This is a genomic window from Ruegeria sp. HKCCSA071 (genome assembly GCF_017872555.1).
In the GTDB taxonomy this organism is placed as follows: domain Bacteria; phylum Pseudomonadota; class Alphaproteobacteria; order Rhodobacterales; family Rhodobacteraceae; genus Ruegeria.
In genome coordinates this window covers 507,538-527,613 of sequence record NZ_JAEDOX010000001.1, presented here as the reverse complement: position 1 = coordinate 527,613, position 20,076 = coordinate 507,538, and the positions used below count along the sequence as shown (strand labels likewise).

Genomic DNA, 20,076 nt, shown 5'->3' with positions numbered 1-20,076 from the left:
TGCGCAACGGCTTACATCACCCGGTAGTTCGGGCTTTCACGTGTGATCTGAACATCGTGCACGTGGCTCTCTTTCAGACCTGCGCCCGTGATCTTTACGAATTGGCAGTTTCTGCGCATCTCTTCGACAGTCGCGCAGCCGGTGTATCCCATCGCGGCGCGCAAACCACCAACTAGCTGGTGGATCACTGCACTTGCTGATCCTTTGTAAGGAACCTGCCCTTCAATCCCTTCGGGTACCAGCTTGTCATTTGCTGCGTCCTTCTGGAAATACCGATCCGCCGATCCGCGCGCCATCGCACCAAGACTGCCCATACCGCGATAGGATTTGAACGACCGGCCCTGATACAGAATGACCTCACCCGGGCTTTCGTCTGTGCCCGCGATCATCGAACCGACCATGGCGCAGGACGCGCCAGCCGCGATTGCCTTGGCAAAATCGCCCGAGAACTTGATGCCACCATCCGCAATGACCGGAACATCCCCCGCCGCAGCCGCACAATCACTGATCGCGGTCAGCTGAGGTACACCAACGCCCGCCACCATGCGTGTTGTACAGATCGAGCCGGGGCCAATGCCCACCTTGATGGCGTCAGCACCCACGTCGATCAGTGCCTTGGTCGCCTCGCCTGTGGCCACGTTTCCGGCAATGATCTGGACCTCGTTCGACAGGGTCTTGACCCGTCTGACCGCATCCAGCACGCCCTGAGAATGACCATGCGCCGTATCGACGACAATGATATCCACGCCCGAAGCCACCAGTTGCTCGGACCGCTCAAATCCCGCGTCTCCAACCGAAGTCGCGGCAGCCACTCGCAGGCGGCCAAGCCGGTCTTTGCACGCAGTTGGGTTCAGAACGGCCTGTTCGGTGTCCTTCAGCGTCAGCAGACCTGTCAGTTTTCTCGTGCCATCAACGACAAGCAGTTTTTCGATACGACGGGCCCGCATCAGGCTTTTGGCCTCTTCCAGATCGGCGGGTTCTTTCAGCATTGCCAGGTTTTCCGAGGTCATCATCGCCTTGATCGGCGTGTCGTCTGAATTGGCAAAGCGCATATCCCGGTTGGTCACGATACCAACCACGCGACCATCTGCGTCAACCACCGGGAAACCGGTGAAATTATAGCGCTCGACCAGAGCCTTCGCATCGGCCAGGGTCTGATCCGCACGCAAGGTAACGGGGTTGTAGACGATACCCGATTCGAACCGTTTGACGCGGCGAACCTCGCGAGACTGCTCTTCTACGGAAAGGTTCTTGTGGATGACCCCGATACCTCCCGCCTGTGCCATGGCAATGGCCATGCGCGCCTCGGTCACAGTGTCCATGGCCGAGCTCAGCAGCGGGATGTTCATGGTAATCTCACGCGTGACACGCGTGGTGGTGTTCGCTGTTGCCGGCAGCACTGAAGATGCGGCCGGAACCAGAAGAACGTCGTCAAAGGTGAGTGCCTCACGAATCTGCATCTGAATACCCCATGCAAAAGCCCGTTTGGCGGTGACCCTATTGCATGGATTGAACCAAAGGAAAAGCCCTTGGGGGCAACTCTGTGGCTCCAGTTGCCTATACAGCCGAAGAAAACGACGCATGCCGCGCAAATCGTGCCGCTGATAGCCCTTTCCCTTTGCGCTCAAACCCATATCTTGCCGGGAAAACGCGCGAACACAAAAAGGCATGTCACTCATGACCACCGACCCACTTGTCGTCTTTACCCCGTCCGGCAAACGCGGGCATTTTCCTGTCGGAACGCCCATTCTGACCGCAGCCCGCCAATTGGGAGTGGATCTGGATTCGGTTTGCGGGGGCCGTGGTATCTGTTCAAAGTGTCAGATCACCCCAAGCTATGGCGAGTTTCCCAAGCACGGCGTCACGGTGGCCAAGGATGCGCTGAGCGAATGGAACGCTGTCGAGCAACGATACGACGACAAGCGCGGTCTGAAACCCGGTCGTCGACTGGGCTGTCAGGCTTCGGTTCAGGGCGATGTCGTGATCGACGTACCGCCAGAAAGCCAGGTACATCGTCAGGTCGTTCGCAAGGCCGCCACGGCACGCGCCATCACCATGGATTCAGCAACGCGTCTGTATTTCGTGGTGGTCGAAGAACCCGACATGCATTCGCCAACCGGCGATCTGGAGCGCCTTGAGCGCGCACTGCGCCAGCAGTGGAAAATTGACGCGGTCACAGCGGATCTGTCACTTTTGTCCAAGCTGCAACCGGTCCTGCGCAAAGGCAAATGGGAAGTCACTGTGGCCGTACACAAAGGTCACAAGGACAGCGTCGCACGCATTGTCGAAATCTGGCCCGGCCTGCACGAAGGCGGGCTGTATGGGCTGGCCATCGACCTTGGCTCAACTACGATTGCGGCTCATCTGACCGACTTGGAAACCGGCGAGGTCAAGGCGTCATCGGGTCTGATGAACCCGCAAATCCGCTTTGGCGAAGATCTGATGAGCCGTGTTTCATATTCCATGATGAACCCCGGCGGGGATCAGGAAATGACAAAAGCCGTGCGCGAGGCGATCAATGATCTGACCACCTCAATCGCTGAAGAAGCTGGGATTGACACCGCGCTGATCGTTGAAACGGTGTTTGTCTGCAACCCGGTCATGCACCATCTGCTGCTGGGTCTGGACCCGGTCGAACTGGGTCAGGCGCCCTTTGCCTTGGCCACGTCCGAGTCGATGTCCCTGCCTGCACGCGAGATGGAACTGACCACCATGAACCCCCGCGCGCAGGTCTATATCCTGCCTTGCATCGCGGGCCACGTAGGCGCGGATTGTGCGGCAGTTGCCCTGTCCGAAGAACCCGGCAAGTCCGAGGATTTGGTTCTGATCGTCGATGTGGGCACCAATGCCGAAATCCTGCTGGGCAACACCAGCCGCGTTCTGGCCTGTTCCTCGCCCACAGGGCCTGCGTTTGAAGGCGCACAGATCAGTTCTGGCCAGCGCGCGGCACCCGGCGCGATCGAGCGGATCGAAATCGATCCCCTTACCAAGGAACCCCGCTTTCGCATCATCGGGTCCGAGAAATGGTCGGACGAAGACGGCTTTGACCTTGATGTCGCCACCACTGGTATCACCGGTATCTGTGGATCGGGCATTATAGAAGCTGTGGCCGAGATGCGTATGGCTGGCCTTCTGGACGAAAGCGGCCTGATCGGATCGGCCGAGCAGACTGGAACGGCCCGCTGCATTCCTGAAGGCCGCACACATGCTTACCTGATTCACGATGCCAGCGCCGAAGGCGGCCCCCGCATCACTGTCACGCAGGGCGACATCCGCGCCATCCAGCTGGCAAAATCCGCGCTTTATGCTGGTGCGCGCCTTCTGATGGACGAGATGGAAGTCGACAAGGTGGATCGTGTGGTTCTGGCCGGTGCCTTTGGCGCTCATATCTCGACCAAGCACGCCATGGTTCTGGGCATGATCCCTGATGCACCGCTGGACAAGGTCACCAGCGCGGGTAACGCCGCTGGTACAGGTGCGCGGATTGCGCTGTGCAATATCGGATCACGCGCTGAAATCGAACGCGTCGTGCGCGAGATCACCAAGATCGAAACCGCAATTGAGCCGAAGTTCCAGGATCATTTCGTGGCCGCCAACGCGATCCCGCACAAAACCGATCCGTTTCCGGAACTGGCGCAGGTTGTCACGCTGCCCAATCCAAGCTTCAACACAGGTGGAGAGAGCGAAACAGGCGGTGGGCGCCGTCGCAGACGCCGCGGTTAGACCAGCATAGGAACGACTCGCAAGTACGCCTCGGGTCGTTCCCCAAACTGGTTTCAGGTTTCGAGACGCACCTCGTCCAGCGACGAAACGCCCATCTGCGCCATGGCAATACTCATTTCATCACTCAGCACAGACCACAGTTGCTCAAGCCCTTCTTCCCCTTCTGCCGCGATTGCAAATTGCAGGATGCGGCCGAAGAAGGCAAAATCTGCGCCGTTTGCCAAGGCTTTCAAAACATCCTCGCCCGAGCGCAAACCGCTGTCGTAAAACAGCGGATATTCCGGACCGACGGCGTTCCGAATTTCAGGCAATACGGCAATCGGCGCGGGCGCACTGTCCAACTGGCGCCCACCGTGGCTTGAGACCTGAATGGCATCGACACCTGCCGACTTGAGGCTCAGCGCGTCCTCTGCATCCAGAACGCCCTTGACCACCAGTGTCCCGGCCCACTGGTCGCGCAGACGGGCCAATATCTCCCACGTCGCCTTGGCCCGGCTTTCCCGGCGATCAAAATCATATCCGTCCATCAGGAAATTCGCCATTTCGGGCTTGCCCCGCAGTAGTGTTGATAGCGACCACCGGGGGTGAAACGCAAAATCAAGCACCTGTTTCGGCCCCATTTTGAATGGCATCCTGAACCCATGGCGCAATTCACGCGGGCGACGTCCCACTTCGGGCACATCCACCGTCAGCACCAGCGTTTCGTACCCCGCAGACTTTGCGCGCTCGACCAGCTTGAACGTGCCACTGCCATCGCCGCTGAAATACAGCTGAAACCAGGCATGTCCTTCTGCCTCGACAATCAGGTCTTCCATCGGGGTTGATGCGACGGTTGATACCCCAAGCGGCACCTCGTACCGCGCCGCAAGACGTGCCAGCATCAGATCTGCACCGGGGGCCGACAGATTGCACATGCCCATCGGTGCGATGCCAAACGGGCGTTGGGTCGACCTCCCAAAGACGGAACAAGCAAGCGACCTTTCGCTGACATCTTTCAGAATTCTAGGACGAAGGGTCAGCGCATCCAGTGCAGCCCTGTTTCGGGCTGCGCCAACCTCGGCCCCGGCGGAACCGTCGATATAGTCAAATACCATCCACGGCAGACGCCGCCGCGCGAGGCGGCGGGCGTCCTCGGAACTGTGGATAGCGCTGGATAACATCAGGCCTGTACGGCCTTCATGAACCGGTCGCGGATCACCACCGGATCCATCGTGATAACAGGCATCTTGGCATTTCCGCTTTCGCACTTAGCCACGATGATGGTCATCTGTTTCGAATCCAGCGCTTCTTGCAGCACGCGGCCGGTGTCTTCGGCCTGGCATTCGATGACGCGCTCGCATCCTGCGGCTTCCGCCATTTTCGCCAGAGAGGTCTTCTGCCCAGCATATGTCGGCTGATCCCCTGTGGACCCGTATGACCCATTATCGACGATCAACAGGATATAGTTGTCCGCCACGTTGTTGGCGATGGTCGGCAAGGTACCCAGATTGGTCAGAACCGACCCGTCCCCATCGATCACGATAACCGGCTTGGGCTGCGACAAGGCCAGACCCAGACCGATGGATGAGGCCAGCCCCATCGTGCCCAGCATATAGAAATTGGTAGGCTGGTCATCGATGGCATGCAGTTCCTGACTTGGAATGCCGATGTTACAAACAACAAGCTGATCGCGCAGGATCGGAGCAATTTCTTTCAGAATCTCAGAACGGATCATTGGTCGCCATAGCCTCCCCAGAAACTGGCATCGGTCAGAATGGCGACCGGTTTGTTGCACATAAAGGTGTATTTGAGGATCGTGTCGAGCTCCTCAACATCTGACTGATGGTGGAAGTGATAAGTCGGGATATTCAGCTGAGCCAGCAGCGCTTTGGTATGCACAGCCATTTCAACCTGGCAGGCAACCGGTTCGCGCAGCTCTCCGCGATAGGAAATCAGCATGGGCAAAGGCATTCGGTAAAACTGGATCAGTGTCGCCAGCGTGTTGATCGTCACACCGATTGCGGTGTTTTGCATGATGATCGCGGGACGCTTGCCGCCCATCCATGCCCCGGCGCACAGGCCCATCCCCTCGTCTTCCTTGTTGGACGGGATGTGATAGATGTCCTCTCGCTGGTCGATTTCAGCGATGACGCCTGCCAGTTGCTTGCAGGGGACGGTGGTGACGAACGAGATATCGTTGGCCACCAGATCGTCGGTTATCTTCTTGTCTATGTTCATGGTCGGGCTGTTGGTCCTGTTGGGGCGCTTGGCGCGATTAAGGAAATCAGGTTCTGCGATGCACATGTACAGCGCAGGGGGCATGACGAACAACGCGTGACGCTGTCGATCCCAGAAAGTAGTCGCTTAGATCCGGTTTATGCGAACCTATGACAATGCAGTCCACATTGTTGCTGGTCGCGTAGTCAATGATGGTGCGGGCGGTGTGCCCTTTGATGATTTCGGCTTTCACACCATCCAGCCCGTCAACCTTTTGCAACAAGGCCTGCCTCGCGCGCTCGAATCCTTCGGCCACTGCGGATTTGTCCAGATAGGCGCTGACCGATCCCTGTGGCATTTCGTAGACATGCAAGCCGATGACCTCGGCCCCGTTTTCGGACAAGGCACGCGCGACTTCCAGCGTATGCTGTGAAATGCCGTGATCCAAAGCCATCGGGACCAGAATTTTCTTGTACATGGTGGCCTCCAGTTCTGTCAGGTTTATCCCCAGGGTCTCAGGATAATCTTTGGTGCGGCTACGGAGCCAGAGCGGATATCGCGAAACGCCTGCGCGCCATCGGCCAGTGCACGCTCATCAACCCAATTCAGTGCGCCAAGACGGCCGTCAAAGATCGCCTGAGCCGTGTCGCGGAAATCCTGCGCGGTGTAGGTGTAGGTTCCGATAAAAGTGATCTCCTGCAAGGTCATGCGACGCACGTCCAGACCTCCGGCATCTTCACCCAATCCGACATGCGCGATCACGCCACCCGGCGCGGCCAGGGCCGAAGCGACCGACCGTGTCGCGGCATATCCAACAGCATCAATGACCAACGGGAAAGACCCATTGGGCGCACCCACGAGCGCAAAACTTTCGATTTCCGCCAGATAAGCCCGGCGCAACGCGTTTGGTTCCGCGATTGTAACGTCTTCAATACCCTGTGCCCGCAGGGCCAAGGCTGCTGCAAGGCCAATGGCCCCACCGCCGATCACCAACGCGCGGCGGTCCATCGCAGAATGCAGAGCCTCGATTCCCAATCTGACTGCGTGCCAGCCTACCGCCAGAGGTTCGGCCAACGCAGCCTTGGCGAAAGAGACATCCTCGGGCACATCGACAAGATTTCTGCCGGGCATCGAGACGTATTGCGCGAAAGCGCCTTCGCGCGGTGGCATCGAGATGATCTGACGATCCGGGCAAAGATTTTCGCGACCCGTCCGACATGCAGCGCATTGACCACAGCTTACCAGCGGATTGATCGTTACCCGATCACCCGCACGTAATCCGTCGACAATGACACCGGCTGCCTCGTGCCCTAGGATCAGGGGCGCTGGGCGACGTGCATCATGGCCCAGATAGGCGTGCATGTCCGATCCGCAGATGCCGACCGCCTCGACCCGGATCAGGTGTTCCGATGCGCCCGGTTCGGCATTCGGCACATCGTCAAACACCATGTGTTCAACATCTTTGTAAACCAGAGCCTTCATTTAGCTGTGAAACCTCCGTCAACCATAAGGACCTGCCCTGTGACATAGTCAGAAGCCTGTGAGCACAAGAACAGGATCGGTCCGTCGATATCCTGCATTCGTCCGTTGCGTCCGATACAGGTTTGCGCGGCGTTCCGTTCTGCGCGCTTGGGGTCGTCGAACACGGCCTGAGTCAGTTCGGTGGGAAAGAACCCCGGGCCGATGGCGTTGGCGGTTATGCCGAAAGGCGACCACGCCTCGGCCATGGCGCGTGTCAACTGCCCGATCCCCGCCTTGGATGCGCCATAGGCGATACCACCTGGAAAAGCGCGCGTTGTTTGCAGCGAGGCGAAATTGACAATACGCCCCCACCCCTTTTCCTTCATCGACGGAACCATCGCCTGACTAAGGAAGAACGGCGCGCTCAGGTTCAGGGCAAGCGTGGCATCCCACCCCTCAGGAGTAACATAGTCAGCAGCCTCACGCGCATTCAGGCCAGCCGCATGAACCAGAATGTCGGGGGGGCCAAACTTGGAAGCGACGGCCTGTGTCAACGCATCTACCCCAGCGCGATCTGCAACGTCTGCAACAACCGTTGCAGCACGCGTGCCAATCTCGGCCTGCATCTCCGCCAACGCATCGCTGCGCCGGGCCACGCCGATAACACGGGCACCTGCTGCGGCAAGAGTCCGTGCCACTTGCCGCCCAAGTCCCGAGCTGGCACCGGTGATACACGCCAGCCGGCCTGTCAGGTCAAATAAAGTGCGCGGGTCATCCATCGGCAGTCAAGTCGAACTGCTCGTCCGGGAAATACTTCGCAAGACGCACATCTGCTGCACGGGCGTGACCCTCCATTCCTTCTAACCGCGATATCCGCGCGGTCGCTTCGGCAATGGGCTTCGACCCTTCGCGCGTAGCCCGCTGCCACGTCACGATCTTCATGTATTTGTGGACACTCAGCCCGCCAGTATAGCTGGCCGCGCCCGAGGTTGGCAGAACATGGTTCGTACCGGTCGCCTTATCTCCGTATGACACGGTTGTTTCCTCGCCCAGAAACAGCGATCCATAACAGGTCAGTCGTTCCAGCCACCAATCCAGATCCTCAGCCTGAACCGTCAGATGTTCGGGTGCATATTCGTCGGAACAGGCGGCCATCTCTTCGCGGTTGGAACAGACGATAACCTCAGCATAATCGCGCCATGCGGCCGAGGCGTTTTCGCGGTTCAGTTCCGGCAGATCGGCGATGAGCGCAGGTACCAGTTCCATCACCTTTTGCGCAAGGTCGCGATCATCAGTGACCAGCCAGACCGGCGAGTTGTATCCGTGCTCGGCCTGACTGACCAAATCGGTGGCGACGACATGCGCATCGGCAGACTGATCGGCAAGGATCAAACTGTCGGTCGGACCTGCGATCATGTCGATACCAACCTTGCCGTAAAGGATGCGCTTGGCTTCGGCCACGAACTGGTTGCCGGGGCCCACAAGGATGTTGGCGCGCGGCAAACCGAACAGACCGTAAGTCATGGCGGCAACACCCTGCACGCCCCCCATGGCCAGAATGCTGTCGGCCCCGCAGATATGCGCCGCATAAACGATGGCAGGCGCAACCCCTTCGCCAGGGCGCGGAGGCGAGCACGCCGTGATGTGGCGACATCCCGCAACTTTCGCTGTGGTCACTGTCATAATCGCACTGGCGATGTGGCTGTATCGCCCCCCTGGCACGTAACACCCTGCAGCATCCACTGGAATTGCCTTCTGCCCGGCAACGAAGCCCGGAACGATCTCGGTCTGAACGTCAGATACGGTCGCTTTCTGCGTCTCGGCAAAGCGCCGCACATTGTCGTGGGCGAAACGGATGTCGGCCTTCAGCTTTTCGGAAACTTTTGCACAGGCGGCCTCAATCTCAGCCGGGGTCAGCAAGACATTCCCTTCGTACTTGTCGAACTTGGCGGCGTACTCTCTTGCCTTTGCATCACCGCCCGCCTCGATATCGGTAAGAATGGTCTTCACCGTATCATGCACCTCTGAGGCGTGTGATTGAGCCGTTAAAGTTGCCTTTTTCAGATATTCACGAGGCATGTTCAGCAGGTCCTATTGGTAGATTTCAGGTAGCAATGTTGTCGACACGGCTGGCACGTAGGCGATCAGGATCACCACGATCAGCATGGTCAATACGAAAGGCACGGCTCGGGCGGCAATCTTCAGAATGGATTCACCGGTAATGCCAGATACGACAAACAGGTTCAGCCCCAGCGGCGGGGTGATAAAGCCCACTCCCAGCGCGGTGATCATCATGATGCAGAACTGGATCTCGTTCATGCCGATATTGTCCGCCAGTGGTTTCAGGATCGGTGCCAGGATCACGATATTCGGCGTCGTCTCCATGACGCAGCCCGCGGCGATCAGGATGCCAATCATCAACAGGATCAGCAGATACGGATCGTCTGTCAGCGAGGTCACCGAAGTTACAAACCCCTGCGGAACACCCATGATCGCCAGCGCCTCGGCCAGCGGTGCCGAAAATGCGATGATCGGCAGGATCACCCCGTTCACCTTGGCAGAGCTGACCAGCATCGACGGAAAGTCGGCCAGTGTCAGTGTACGCAGGATGAAGCCCATGATGATGGTGACGACAACAGCTGTGGCACCAGCCTCAGTCGGTGTCAGGCGCCCCGAGAAGATACCGTAAAAGATAATACCCGGTACGATAAAGGCATACCAGCCGGACCTGAGCGCCTTGCCCAGATTGGCCAACCATTCACCCATGGTCATCATCCCGCCGCCTTCGTATGCATAAAGGCGGTTCATGATGATGTTGGTGATCAGGATCGAGACCAGGATAGCCAGACCCGGGATCAGAGCGGCCAGAAAAAGCGTCGATGCGGAGATACCCAGCACAAGGCCGATGATGATATAGGCGATTGAGGGCGGTATCAGGATGCCCGTGCAGGCACCTGCCGCGACCAGAGCACAGGCGTAGGGGCGCGGATACCCGCTTTCCACCAACCGGTTGATGGTCATCCGGCCTACCGCTGCAGCCCCGGCGGCATCCGACCCTGAAATCGCGGCGAACATACCGCAGACCAGAACCGTGGCCGATCCAAAGCCCCCCTTGGCGAAGCATGTCAAAGCCTCGGCAACATCCAGAAACTTGCGTGACAACCCTGTCCGAACCAAAACATCCCCGGTCAGGATAAACAAGGGCACAGCAGTCAGGGCAAAAGCGTCGATGCCAGTAAACAGGCTCTCTCCGACAAGGCTGAGAGGAAGGTCACCGGACATGATCAGCATTACAATCGCTGCTGTCCCAATGGCGGCCCAAACGGGCACGGCCAAGGCAATCAGGCCTACGAACAGGATCACCGGCAGGTAAAAATCCCAGCCCAGTTCAACGGTTTGATTGAGGGAATTCCAAAGCATCCGGTCTCTCCTCAGTCAAACAGCTTGTCGCCTTCGAAGACGGGCGTGCCGTCGCGAAGGCATTTCAGATCGCGTAACAGGGATTGGATCAGCCGCCAGATCATCAGGGCAAACCCGGTCGGCACAGCCATCAGGAACCAAACCTTGGAAATCCGCAAACCGTCCGTAACGGAACCAAACTTGGCCGAAACGTGAACCGCTTCATACGACCAGTAGAGTGCGATGATAGCCACCAGGAACATCACCAGATCGCCGAAGATATACAGCAGTGCCTTGGGGCGCGGCCCGACATAGTGCATGATCACATCGATCCGGATATGGGCGCGCTCTTTCACCGCGGCAGCAGCACCGATCCAGGCAAGGTAGATAAAGGAATACCGTACGATTTCCTCGCCCCAGATCGAGGAATAGGCGAATATCTCGCGCCGCAGCACCTCGATGGCCATGGTGATTACCAGCATCACGTAGAACACCAGCAGCAACCAGCGTTCGGCGTTTCGGTCAATGTTCTGAAGAACGGTCATCTGATCCTCCGGCGATGGAACAGCCAAGTCCGCACCTGCCTTGACGGGCCACTGTCGGCCGCGCAGTACAAGATCGTGGACGCCCGCAGGCGCCCACGGGTTTCACCTTAGGCGTCGTGGACGTAGTATTTGCCCTGCGTACCGGCCGCTTCGACCAGCTTCTCAAAGTTGTCCATCGAACCGGCCAGTTCCGTCTTGAACGGATCCCATTCCGAACGCTGATACCCACCGGCATCCTGCCATTCCGCCAGCTGATCATCGCTGAGCGAATGGAATTCAACACCAGCTTTGTTCAACTCGGCCATGGCATAGGCGCGGGCCGACGGAACTTTGGACAGGTTCTGATGCCCGGTCATCTCGGCACCCCACATGATGCCTTCCTGCACGTCTGCAGGCATCGAGTTGAACCACTCCAGATTACAGGAATAAACCTGACTGTCCGGAACGGCCTGCGTGAAGGTGACATGGCTGAGGATGTCCTTGAAACCGAAAACATAAAGCGCCCCGACCGACGGATCGAGCGCGTCGGCAACACCCTGCTTGATCGCAGAAGGTGTTTCGCCCCATGCCACAGGTGTCGGGTTGGCACCGACCATACGATAGTATTGTTGCAGCATCTTCGATCCGGGAACACGGAACTTGATCCCACTCATGTCGCCCGGGGTTATGACCGCATTGCCACCTTGCCGGACAGCGACAACACGCGGATCGATATTCACATAGAATAAGGCCTTGAAGCCTGCCGCCTCGACCTTGGGGTGGACTTCGCTTGTCCAAGTGTCCGAATGGACAAGGTTGGTGAAGCGCTGGTTCGACCCGCACAGGTACGGCATGTTGATCAGGTCGACCGTGGACGCGAAAGGTGCAAAATTCGACAGCGAGTGCTGCGCGGCCTGAATGGTTCCACCCTGTACTTTCTGCACCAGCGCGCCGCCTGCGCCAAGCTGACCGCCGGGGGCCAATTTGACATAGACCTTGCCGTTGGTAGCATTCTGGATGTTTTCCTTCAGGTCCAGCTGCATGATCGGATAGCTGCGCGACGCGCCCAGCACGTAGGCTGTAGCCACCGTCATAACGTGGTCTGCGGCCTTTTCGCGCTCACTCTCTTCTTTCGCGGTTTGCGCGGCAGCCTCGGAAGACCACAAAACACCCCCAGCCCCGGCAACCATTGCGGCTGTGAACGCGCCACTTGCACTCAGCTTCAGAAAGTTGCGACGTTCTGCTGACGCCAGTTCAATCTTGTCGTTGTTCATGAATTGCCCTCCCAAGCAAAAGTTCAGCTGCCGTCTGTTTCGTTTCGGTCAGCTTCCTTTTTCAGAATTGCGACAACGAACAAAATCGACGCCGCGAACAGAACCAACATCTCTCCTACGTCGCCGAGAAATGCGCTGCCTGCGAAAGCACCCAGTGCAACGTTTGCGAAATAGATCGCGAAAACGACGATAGATGCAGCAAGGACCATTTCCGGGACTCCCTTTTAGAATCGGCTCAACACCTTTGTAAGCGCTTACATCAATATTGCAAGCGCTTACATTGATGCTTTCATCATTTGAAAAATGCGCTTAACTTAAGCCAACCGGAATTGAGAGTTCGAGAATGTCAAAACATCGGTCTGCTCCGACACTGGATGACGTTGCCAAGGCCGCGGGTGTATCGACCGCGACAGTGTCCCGCTGTCTGAACAGCCCGCAGCAAGTTGTTGAAGCTACGCGCAAGCGTGTCCTGTCGACGGTCGAAGAATTGGGGTACACGCCGAATTTCGCGGCCCGCGTGATGGCGGCAAAGCGGTCATTTACCATTGGTGCCATCATCCCCACCATGGAGAACGCGATATTCGCAAGAGGGTTACAAGCGTTTCAGGAAGAAATTCATCAGCGTGGCTACACGCTGCTGGTCTCCAGTTCAGCTTATGAACCCGAAGCGGAAAAGGATCAGATCCGAACCCTGGTTGCACGGGGTGCAGATGGATTGTTGCTGATCGGTCATGACAGGGACGCAGATATTTACGATTACCTGGACAGACGGAAAGTGCCCGCGCTGGTTGCCTGGTCCTTTCTGCCGGATAAACCTGTGCCGTCAGTTGGGTTCGACAACCGCAAGGCCATGAAAGCGCTGGCAGACCAGATCATCAGACAAGGACATACGCGTCTTGCGACGATATCGGGTATCAGTTCGGGAAATGATCGGGCGCGGCTCAGGATCGCAGGGATAAAAAGCGCCATGGCTGAGCACGGCTTGCAGCCGGATGACCTAATGGTGATCGAAGCCACATATGAGTTCGAAAACGGCGCGACGGCGTTCAGGGATCTCATGGCGAGTGACACGCCGCCGACCGCAGTTTTGTGCGGAAACGATGTTCTTGCTGTCGGCGCATTGAGACAGGCGCAGAAAATGGGGCTCCGAGTACCTGAGGATGTGTCAATTACCGGCTTTGACGACATCGAAATCGCGCGCATTGTCATCCCTGCCCTGACAACGGTTCACGTGCCCCACCGTGAAATGGGTCAAAAAGCTGCGCAGGAATTGATACGGATGATCGAAACGAGTTCTGCGGGCCAGTCTTTGGAGCTTTCGACCCATTTGGTTACCCGAGACTCCTTGCTTGGCCGCATACCCTAACGCTCAGAAAGGTCGGCGATTTATCCCCGAGTTCATTGCGTGTGAAAGGCGCACCGGGCTGCGATTCTGTGTGACGTTCCGCTTTCATTGACCTGAATCAAGGCACGCAATGCGACCACATAGTGAAGTACGAATATATCATCGGGCCCGACGCTCACTTGCCTGACCCCAAGCAAATTTTCCGGTGATCAGTGATTCAGTGGTGTGAAAGTTCGCTCCGTGGGCGCGGCGAACGCGCTGCGCGCTCTTCTGCCGGCTACCCTCTGGCTACTCGGCACTTACCGCATGCCAGTAAGTGCATATGATCAAGGCGACGGGACCAAGCACGGAAACGTCGATGCCAACTTAAAACACGCGATGCAATCCAATTGGCGGATAGATGATGTCCATCGTTGAACAAAAGACACCAAAGCTGCGACGGGCGCTGACGACCCCGCTGCTCACGCTCTATGGGCTTGGAGTGACCGTGGGGGCTGGCATTTATGTGCTTGTTGGTGCGACGGCCGGGATAGCGGGCCCGTATGCCGCGGTTTCGTTCCTGATTGCTGCGCTTGTTGTTGCGCTGACCGCCCTGTCATACGCAGAACTGGCAACCCGATATCCTGTGAGTGCGGGTGAGGCCGCTTATGTCGAAGCTGGGTTTCAGAAAAGCTGGATGGCCGTGCTGGTCGGTCTCGCGGTGGCCGCCTCGGGCATCATCTCTGCCTCGGCCGTGGCTATCGGGGCCGCCTCATACCTTCATACACTCACCGGTTTGGGCATTTCAGGTCTGACAATCGGTGTTGTTCTGGTCATGGGGCTGATCGCCCTTTGGGGAATCTCGCAATCGGTATTGGTGGCGGCAGTCATTACCATCATAGAAATCAGCGGGTTACTCGTCGTTATTGGTTGGGGTCTGTCCCTTCCAGACCCTCAGGGCTATGCCCTCACCCAGATGGTTCCCGGGCTGGACCCAAACGCCTGGAGAGGGATATTGGCGGCTTCGCTTCTGGCGTTTTTCGCCTTTGTGGGTTTCGAGGACATGGCAAATGTCGCTGAAGAGGTTAAAGACCCCGCCGGAACAATCCCGAAAGCAATCCTGTTGACGCTTATTCTAGCCACGGTCTTGTATCTTGGTACGTCCATGACTGTTCTTTATGTAGTGCCGATCGATGTCCTTTCAGCGTCCGCCGCGCCGCTAGCCCTGATTTTCACGGACGCGCCCGAGGTTGTCCAGCAGGGGTTTTCGGCCATTGCCATCGTAGCCACAATCAATGGTGTTCTGATCCAGATGATCATGGCATCCCGCGTGATCTACGGGCTCGCGGACCGGGATCATTTGCCAAAGCTTCTGGCTAAGGTATCTCAGGTCACTCAGACACCAACGGTAGCGACAATCGTGGTCATGGCGATAATCCTGTTGCTGACCCAAACGCTTCCAATCGCCATTCTGGCCGAGCGCACGTCGCAAATTGTTCTGGGTGTCTTTGTGCTGGTCAATCTTTCACTGATCCTTTTGAAGACCCGGGCTGAATTCGAAGAACCGCAGTTCCGTGTGCCACTTGTTGTTCCTCTCTTTGGGGTAGTGACCAGTTTGTTGCTTTTTGCGTCCGCGTTTCTGTAAGCCTGTATCATTAGGTCAAGGAAATCCTACGATGCGATTTACGTGAACATGACCACTGACCAGCCTTCTACAGGAGCGATGCTTTCTGCATGGTGGCATAGAACCTTTGTTGATCTGGCCCGACAGATGCAATGGTCCTACCTGCCACCGCTCATGGTCTATTTTGCCGCCGGTGTTTCTGGCCTGACATCGGTCGTCGGCGCCTTCTTTCTTAAGGACTACCTTAACCTATCCGCATCCTTTGTTGCGGGGCTGGCATTTTGGGCCGGGCTTCCCTGGATCCTGAAAATGCCGCTGGGTCATATCGTTGATCTGTTTTGGCGGTGGAAGTCATTGCTGATTCTATTGGGGGCAACCCTGATTACCTTGTCCCTGCTCACCATGTACGGGCTTGTAGCCTTTCCCGGGCATATGGCTGATGTGATTCCGCTGGAACACTGGTACATCATTGCCCTGCTCTTGGCGCCTTCCGGCTATGCCATTCAGGATGTTGTCGCCGACGCGATGACGGTCGAAGCCGTTCCAAAGATCAATCCCGACGGGCAGCCGTTTTCACCCGAGGAAACCCGTGCTCAGCATACAACAATGCAAACACTGGGCAGGATCGCCATTATCTCCGGATTCGCAGCCGTTGCGGCGGTCAACATCTGGGTGTTCTCGGGAACCGAAGGCATGCAGAAATCAGACCGCCTTGCATTGTATGGCAACGTCTATCTGATTGCACTTGTCATTCCTCTGTTGTCCGTCAGCGGCGTGGTCTTGCACAGTTTGATACAGCGTCAACGTCTTCGCCTAGGTCATCCCCCGCATACCCCTGACGAAACCACCGAGGTCAAATGGCCGATCCTGCTGGGCGGTCTCGCCTTTGTCGTACTGAGCATTGTGTTGGGAACATCGAATTTCCAACTCGCTCAGGAAACTATTTTTGCAGTCTCACTGAGTGTGATCTTGTACCTGATGTCACGCTTGGTGAAGGAACTGAACCTAAATCAGGCAAAGGCCCTGATTGGTACCGCAATAATCATCTTCGTGTTTCGCGCGGTTCCCCTGCCCGGGCCAGGGTTGACCTGGTTCGAAATTGACGAGTTGGGGTTTGACGAGCAGTTCCTGGCTATCCTGGCGCTTCTGACGTCCCTGCTTGCATTGGTCGGGCTGATCGTCCTGAGACCGTTTATGGCCAACCGCTCGATTGCGCAGGTCGTCATCATTCTAACCATCGCGTCGGGGGTCCTCGCCCTGCCCAACCTTGCGCTGTATTACGGCGTGCATGAATGGACGTCTGCGCATACCGGCGGGATCGTAGACGCAAGGTTCATCGCAATCCTCGACACCGCAGTTGAATCTCCACTGGGCCAAATTGCGATGGTTCCTATGCTGGCCTGGATCGCACGCAATGCTCCTGTGCATCTGAAGGCAACTTTCTTTGCCGTCATGGCGTCATTCACCAACATGGCCTTATCGGCCAGCAGTTTGGCAACGAAATACCTGAACCAGATTTTCGTGGTGTCGCGCGCAGTAACCGATCCGGAAACCGGTGTCGTCTCATCAATTGCCGATTACGGCCAACTTGGGCACCTGTTGATCGCCGTGGCCGTGATTTCTGTGATCGTTCCGTTGGCAGTAGTATTCTTTGTTCAAAAATCGCCGTTCCAGACCAGTGATTGATTACTGGCCGGCAGTTTCATTCAGCAAGGTTTTCAGGTGCAAGACCGGAACCCCGATGTTCGAGCCTCCGAACTCTGGCAGGATCGCGGCGTTAATCGCGACCACCTCACCCTTGCGGTTCAGGGCCGGTCCTCCGCTTCCTCCTGAGGTTGTTTCTGCGTCATAAACAACTGCCCCCGGACTTGTCTGCGCCACGATTCCTCGGCTGGCGAGAGGTTGAACCTGGTTTTGCGCAGATAACCGTGCGGCGATCGTCCAGAAATTGACGGACTCGTCTTTCTCGAGCGTTTTCAGAAATTCCGGCCCCGCCTGCGCAATTAACGCTTTCAGGCCAGTGGGATACCCCAGCAGAAAGACTTCGTCACCGCTGCGAGGAAGGTCATCGGCCAGTCGTAATCCCTGCCCTTCAATTCGGCTTGGATCAACCGACAAAAGCGCCAGATCGGCGGTTTCACTGAAGCGGTCCAAAGTAGCCTCGATCGGATCGGTCTGACCTGGCAGATAGGCCAGCAACTGCAGCATCTCGGCCTCAAGACCTGCGTTTTTCAGTGCCTGAGCCTTGTCGCCGGTTGTCCAGGGCAAGGCAACGTGGCGGTTGGTGGCCATCAGCGGTGTACCCTCCAGCAGAAACCCGGTGCCGGTGAACTGGAACTCTGCGGGCTCACCCGTTGCGTCCGGTTCGATCCAGGGTTGTCCGAAGGGTGTTTGCAACTTCTCTCCGTTTGGCCCCAACACATGGCGCAGCAGTTTGCCGCTTTCGACATGACGCAATCCGTAGGCACCCTGAATGAAAGCCACGGATTGAGTAGACGCGGTGATGACCCGCGTGGACGCCCCTGCGCGCTGTTCAAGGGTACCCAACCGCTGCTCGGTAGATATCAGCTGGTTCTGAAAGGCATCCCTCAACGCCACAAGGTCTTCGGGGGTCAGCACATCTTCCCGCGTCTGGCTAAGCATGGCCGCCACTGCTTCGATCTTGCGGGCTTCCTGTTGTAGACTGTCGGCCAGTCTCCGGTCGTTTTGATAAAGCAGGAACAGCAGACCTGCGATCAGCGCAATCGCGGCAACCACCGTAATCCTGAAGAACATAGTGGTTTGAGAAACAAGCCGTCGCCCACTCTCACGTAGCGCACCCGACATTCTTTGGGCAAAGGGCCGGCGACTTGACCGCGCATAGGCATAGGCGTCACTCAGGATATCTTCGACCGTATGACGAATGGGAAACCTCTGAGTACATATGCGGTACCGTGAGATCGGGCCCAATTCGCCAAATTCGATCATGTCGCCGTGTTTCAGCGATGCTGATACAATCTTGTGGCCATTGACCCAGATGTCTTGCCCTGCCAGCGCGTTGAGCACATAGCCCCCCTCGGACCACTGAAGCGTTGCAATGTCTTCGTCATGAGGCGGCGTGTTGTCTTTTAGGCGCAGGCCTAGCGCACGGGCTTCGCCGACAGAAACAGTCAATGCGCTGTCGACAAGCCAGGAAACAGTTCCTCGGGACGGGCCCGTCAGGCTCTCCAGAAAGGCATGAACATCACCTGCGCAAGGCTCTTGGGGCGTTTTCGCGCCGATCTGATCCATTTCCCGCATAGTTGGGCTCTGCTTAACAGTGATGGGGTCACTCTATCATAAGACGCCCGGAATCCTACCAATCGCAAGGGGGATGCCCAAAACCGGAAATATCTACAGGCACAAGTCAATTTGGTGGAACGTCCCGACACGGCTGCAATGCCTGCCAGAGCAGACCTTCACCGGAAATCGCCGTCTGACCTGAGAGTTCTGGAGCGGGTAGCGGGAATCGAACCCGCGCGTTCAGCTTGGGAAGCTGACAGGCTACCATTACATCATACCCGCCGCACCCTGAGATATAACCAGAGTTCCCCGACGCGCAAGCCGGATCGTTTCAGGTGGCCCGGAAAATGTCACTCGGTCCGCGCACGAAGACTGTCGATCAGCGAGTCATCAACATCCAAAGCCTGGATGGCCGCCTCAAGCGTGCGGCTGTCCAGATGTTGCGGGTTCAGATCGACCCCGGCTGAAAACGCTTTGACAATGGCCTTTATCGCGCTGATACGTGCGTATCTTTTGTTATTGGCTGGTATCACGTGCCACGGCGCCAGATCGGTTGACGTCCGGGCCAGCATTTCATCCACGGCGACCTCGGTATCATCCCATTTCTCGCGATTCCTGAAATCCTCGTACGTCAGCTTCCAGCGCTTCAGCGGGTTTCTCAGCCGTTCTGTAAACCGCTTCATCTGTTCATCTTCAGAGATGTGAAAGAACAGCTTGACGATCCGGGCACCATCATCGACCAGCATGCGCTCGAAATCATTGATTTCCTGATAGGCAGCGCGCCAGCGTGTTTCCGGGGTCAGGTTCTCGATCCTCTCGACCAACACGCGCCCGTACCAGCTGCGGTCGAACGCGGATATCGCACCGAACGGTGGCAAACGTTCCCAAAACCGCAGCAGGTAATGCCGGTTGAGGTAGTAGTTCCGGGGTGCCCCAATTGGCCAGACCTTAAAGCTGCGCGGGTCTAAAGCCTGGCTGATCCTACGAATGGTTCCCCCCTTGCCTGCCGCATCCCAACCCTCGAACACCAGCACACCCTTGAGCCCGTGAAACAGATACGCTTGCTGAATCCTGGCCAGTTTGGCCTGAAGATCAATCAGTTGCTCGAAATACTCCTTTTTGCCCAACCGCTTGGTCAGATCCGCTTCTGAGAGGTTCGGGGGGTGATGTTTGCGCATGGTGCCACCTGATCGTTGCGTCCCAGATCAGGATATCCTGAACCCTTGCGTAAAATCGACATTGATCAGGGGCAAACGAAAAAGGCCGGGCACAGTGCCCGGCCTTTGCTGT

At 57.3% G+C, this 20,076-nt stretch carries 18 protein-coding genes and 1 tRNA gene; 4 read left to right on the top strand and 15 right to left on the bottom strand.

The annotated features are described in order from the left end of the window. Positions 1 to 11: 11 nt before the first annotated feature. Complete coding sequence (guaB, locus tag I9188_RS02610) at positions 12 to 1,460, bottom strand: IMP dehydrogenase (protein WP_209503880.1); 1,449 nt, start codon at positions 1,458 to 1,460, stop codon at positions 12 to 14. A 217-nt stretch (positions 1,461 to 1,677) separates the two neighbouring features. On the opposite strand from guaB, the gene I9188_RS02605 reads away from it, so the two are divergent. Continuing rightward, positions 1,678 to 3,723: an ASKHA domain-containing protein gene (locus I9188_RS02605; RefSeq protein ID WP_209503879.1), complete on the top strand. Its 2,046-nt coding sequence runs from the start codon at positions 1,678 to 1,680 to the stop codon at positions 3,721 to 3,723. 53 nt (positions 3,724 to 3,776) lie between these two features. Here the strand turns inward: I9188_RS02605 and I9188_RS02600 are convergent, their stop codons facing one another. The 11 genes from I9188_RS02600 to I9188_RS02550 form a co-directional block, all read right to left on the bottom strand. Beyond that, positions 3,777 to 4,883, bottom strand: a complete 1,107-nt coding sequence (locus I9188_RS02600; protein ID WP_209503878.1) for an alpha-hydroxy acid oxidase — start codon at positions 4,881 to 4,883, stop codon at positions 3,777 to 3,779. Further along, complete coding sequence (gene comE / locus I9188_RS02595; RefSeq protein WP_209503877.1) at positions 4,883 to 5,437, bottom strand: sulfopyruvate decarboxylase subunit beta; 555 nt, start codon at positions 5,435 to 5,437, stop codon at positions 4,883 to 4,885. The genes I9188_RS02600 and comE overlap by 1 nt, the downstream gene beginning before the upstream one ends. Further along, positions 5,434 to 5,940, bottom strand: coding sequence for a sulfopyruvate decarboxylase subunit alpha (gene comD / locus I9188_RS02590; protein WP_209503876.1), 507 nt, complete (start codon positions 5,938 to 5,940; stop codon positions 5,434 to 5,436). The genes comE and comD overlap by 4 nt, the downstream gene beginning before the upstream one ends. Positions 5,941 to 5,986: 46 nt before the next feature. Next, entirely contained in the window at positions 5,987 to 6,397 is a 411-nt protein-coding gene (locus I9188_RS02585) for a universal stress protein (protein ID WP_209503875.1), read from the bottom strand. Positions 6,398 to 6,420: 23 nt separating this feature from the next. Then, positions 6,421 to 7,401: an alcohol dehydrogenase catalytic domain-containing protein gene (locus I9188_RS02580; protein WP_209503874.1), complete on the bottom strand. Its 981-nt coding sequence runs from the start codon at positions 7,399 to 7,401 to the stop codon at positions 6,421 to 6,423. Further along, a complete protein-coding gene (locus I9188_RS02575; protein ID WP_209503873.1) occupies positions 7,398 to 8,159 on the bottom strand; it encodes an SDR family oxidoreductase in 762 nt (253 codons plus the stop codon). Before I9188_RS02575 ends, I9188_RS02580 begins: the two co-directional genes overlap by 4 nt. After that, positions 8,152 to 9,459: a histidinol dehydrogenase gene (gene hisD / locus I9188_RS02570; RefSeq protein WP_209503872.1), complete on the bottom strand. Its 1,308-nt coding sequence runs from the start codon at positions 9,457 to 9,459 to the stop codon at positions 8,152 to 8,154. Before hisD ends, I9188_RS02575 begins: the two co-directional genes overlap by 8 nt. Positions 9,460 to 9,471: 12 nt before the next feature. Next, entirely contained in the window at positions 9,472 to 10,800 is a 1,329-nt protein-coding gene (locus I9188_RS02565) for a TRAP transporter large permease (protein WP_209503871.1), read from the bottom strand. A gap of 11 nt (positions 10,801 to 10,811) precedes the next feature. Continuing rightward, positions 10,812 to 11,324, bottom strand: coding sequence for a TRAP transporter small permease (locus I9188_RS02560; protein WP_209503870.1), 513 nt, complete (start codon positions 11,322 to 11,324; stop codon positions 10,812 to 10,814). 107 nt (positions 11,325 to 11,431) lie between these two features. After that, positions 11,432 to 12,577, bottom strand: a complete 1,146-nt coding sequence (locus tag I9188_RS02555) for a TRAP transporter substrate-binding protein (RefSeq protein ID WP_209503869.1) — start codon at positions 12,575 to 12,577, stop codon at positions 11,432 to 11,434. Between the two features lie 23 nt (positions 12,578 to 12,600). Continuing rightward, positions 12,601 to 12,786, bottom strand: coding sequence for a hypothetical protein (locus tag I9188_RS02550; RefSeq protein ID WP_209503868.1), 186 nt, complete (start codon positions 12,784 to 12,786; stop codon positions 12,601 to 12,603). A 134-nt stretch (positions 12,787 to 12,920) separates the two neighbouring features. Between I9188_RS02550 and I9188_RS02545 the strand changes: the two genes are divergently transcribed. The 3 genes from I9188_RS02545 (at position 12,921) to I9188_RS02535 (ending at position 17,211) form a co-directional block, all read left to right on the top strand. After that, positions 12,921 to 13,943 (top strand): LacI family DNA-binding transcriptional regulator, encoded by a 1,023-nt coding sequence (locus I9188_RS02545; protein ID WP_209503867.1) that lies wholly within the window; start codon positions 12,921 to 12,923, stop codon positions 13,941 to 13,943. Between the two features lie 379 nt (positions 13,944 to 14,322). Next, positions 14,323 to 15,546, top strand: a complete 1,224-nt coding sequence (locus tag I9188_RS02540) for an amino acid permease (protein ID WP_209596338.1) — start codon at positions 14,323 to 14,325, stop codon at positions 15,544 to 15,546. A 78-nt stretch (positions 15,547 to 15,624) separates the two neighbouring features. Continuing rightward, positions 15,625 to 17,211 (top strand): hypothetical protein, encoded by a 1,587-nt coding sequence (locus tag I9188_RS02535; RefSeq protein ID WP_245220403.1) that lies wholly within the window; start codon positions 15,625 to 15,627, stop codon positions 17,209 to 17,211. Here I9188_RS02535 and I9188_RS02530 read toward each other — a convergent pair whose 3' ends face one another. The 3 genes from I9188_RS02530 to I9188_RS02520 all read right to left on the bottom strand — a co-directional run bounded on the left by I9188_RS02530 (position 17,212) and on the right by I9188_RS02520 (position 19,964). Further along, entirely contained in the window at positions 17,212 to 18,804 is a 1,593-nt protein-coding gene (locus I9188_RS02530) for a trypsin-like peptidase domain-containing protein (RefSeq protein WP_209503865.1), read from the bottom strand. It abuts the gene before it with no gap. 190 nt (positions 18,805 to 18,994) lie between these two features. Then, a tRNA-Gly gene (locus I9188_RS02525) sits at positions 18,995 to 19,068 on the bottom strand. Between the two features lie 68 nt (positions 19,069 to 19,136). Continuing rightward, positions 19,137 to 19,964 carry a polyphosphate kinase 2 gene (locus I9188_RS02520; RefSeq protein ID WP_209503864.1) on the bottom strand — a complete coding sequence of 276 codons (828 nt, stop codon included), beginning with the start codon at positions 19,962 to 19,964 and terminating at the stop codon, positions 19,137 to 19,139. Positions 19,965 to 20,076 lie beyond the last annotated feature (112 nt).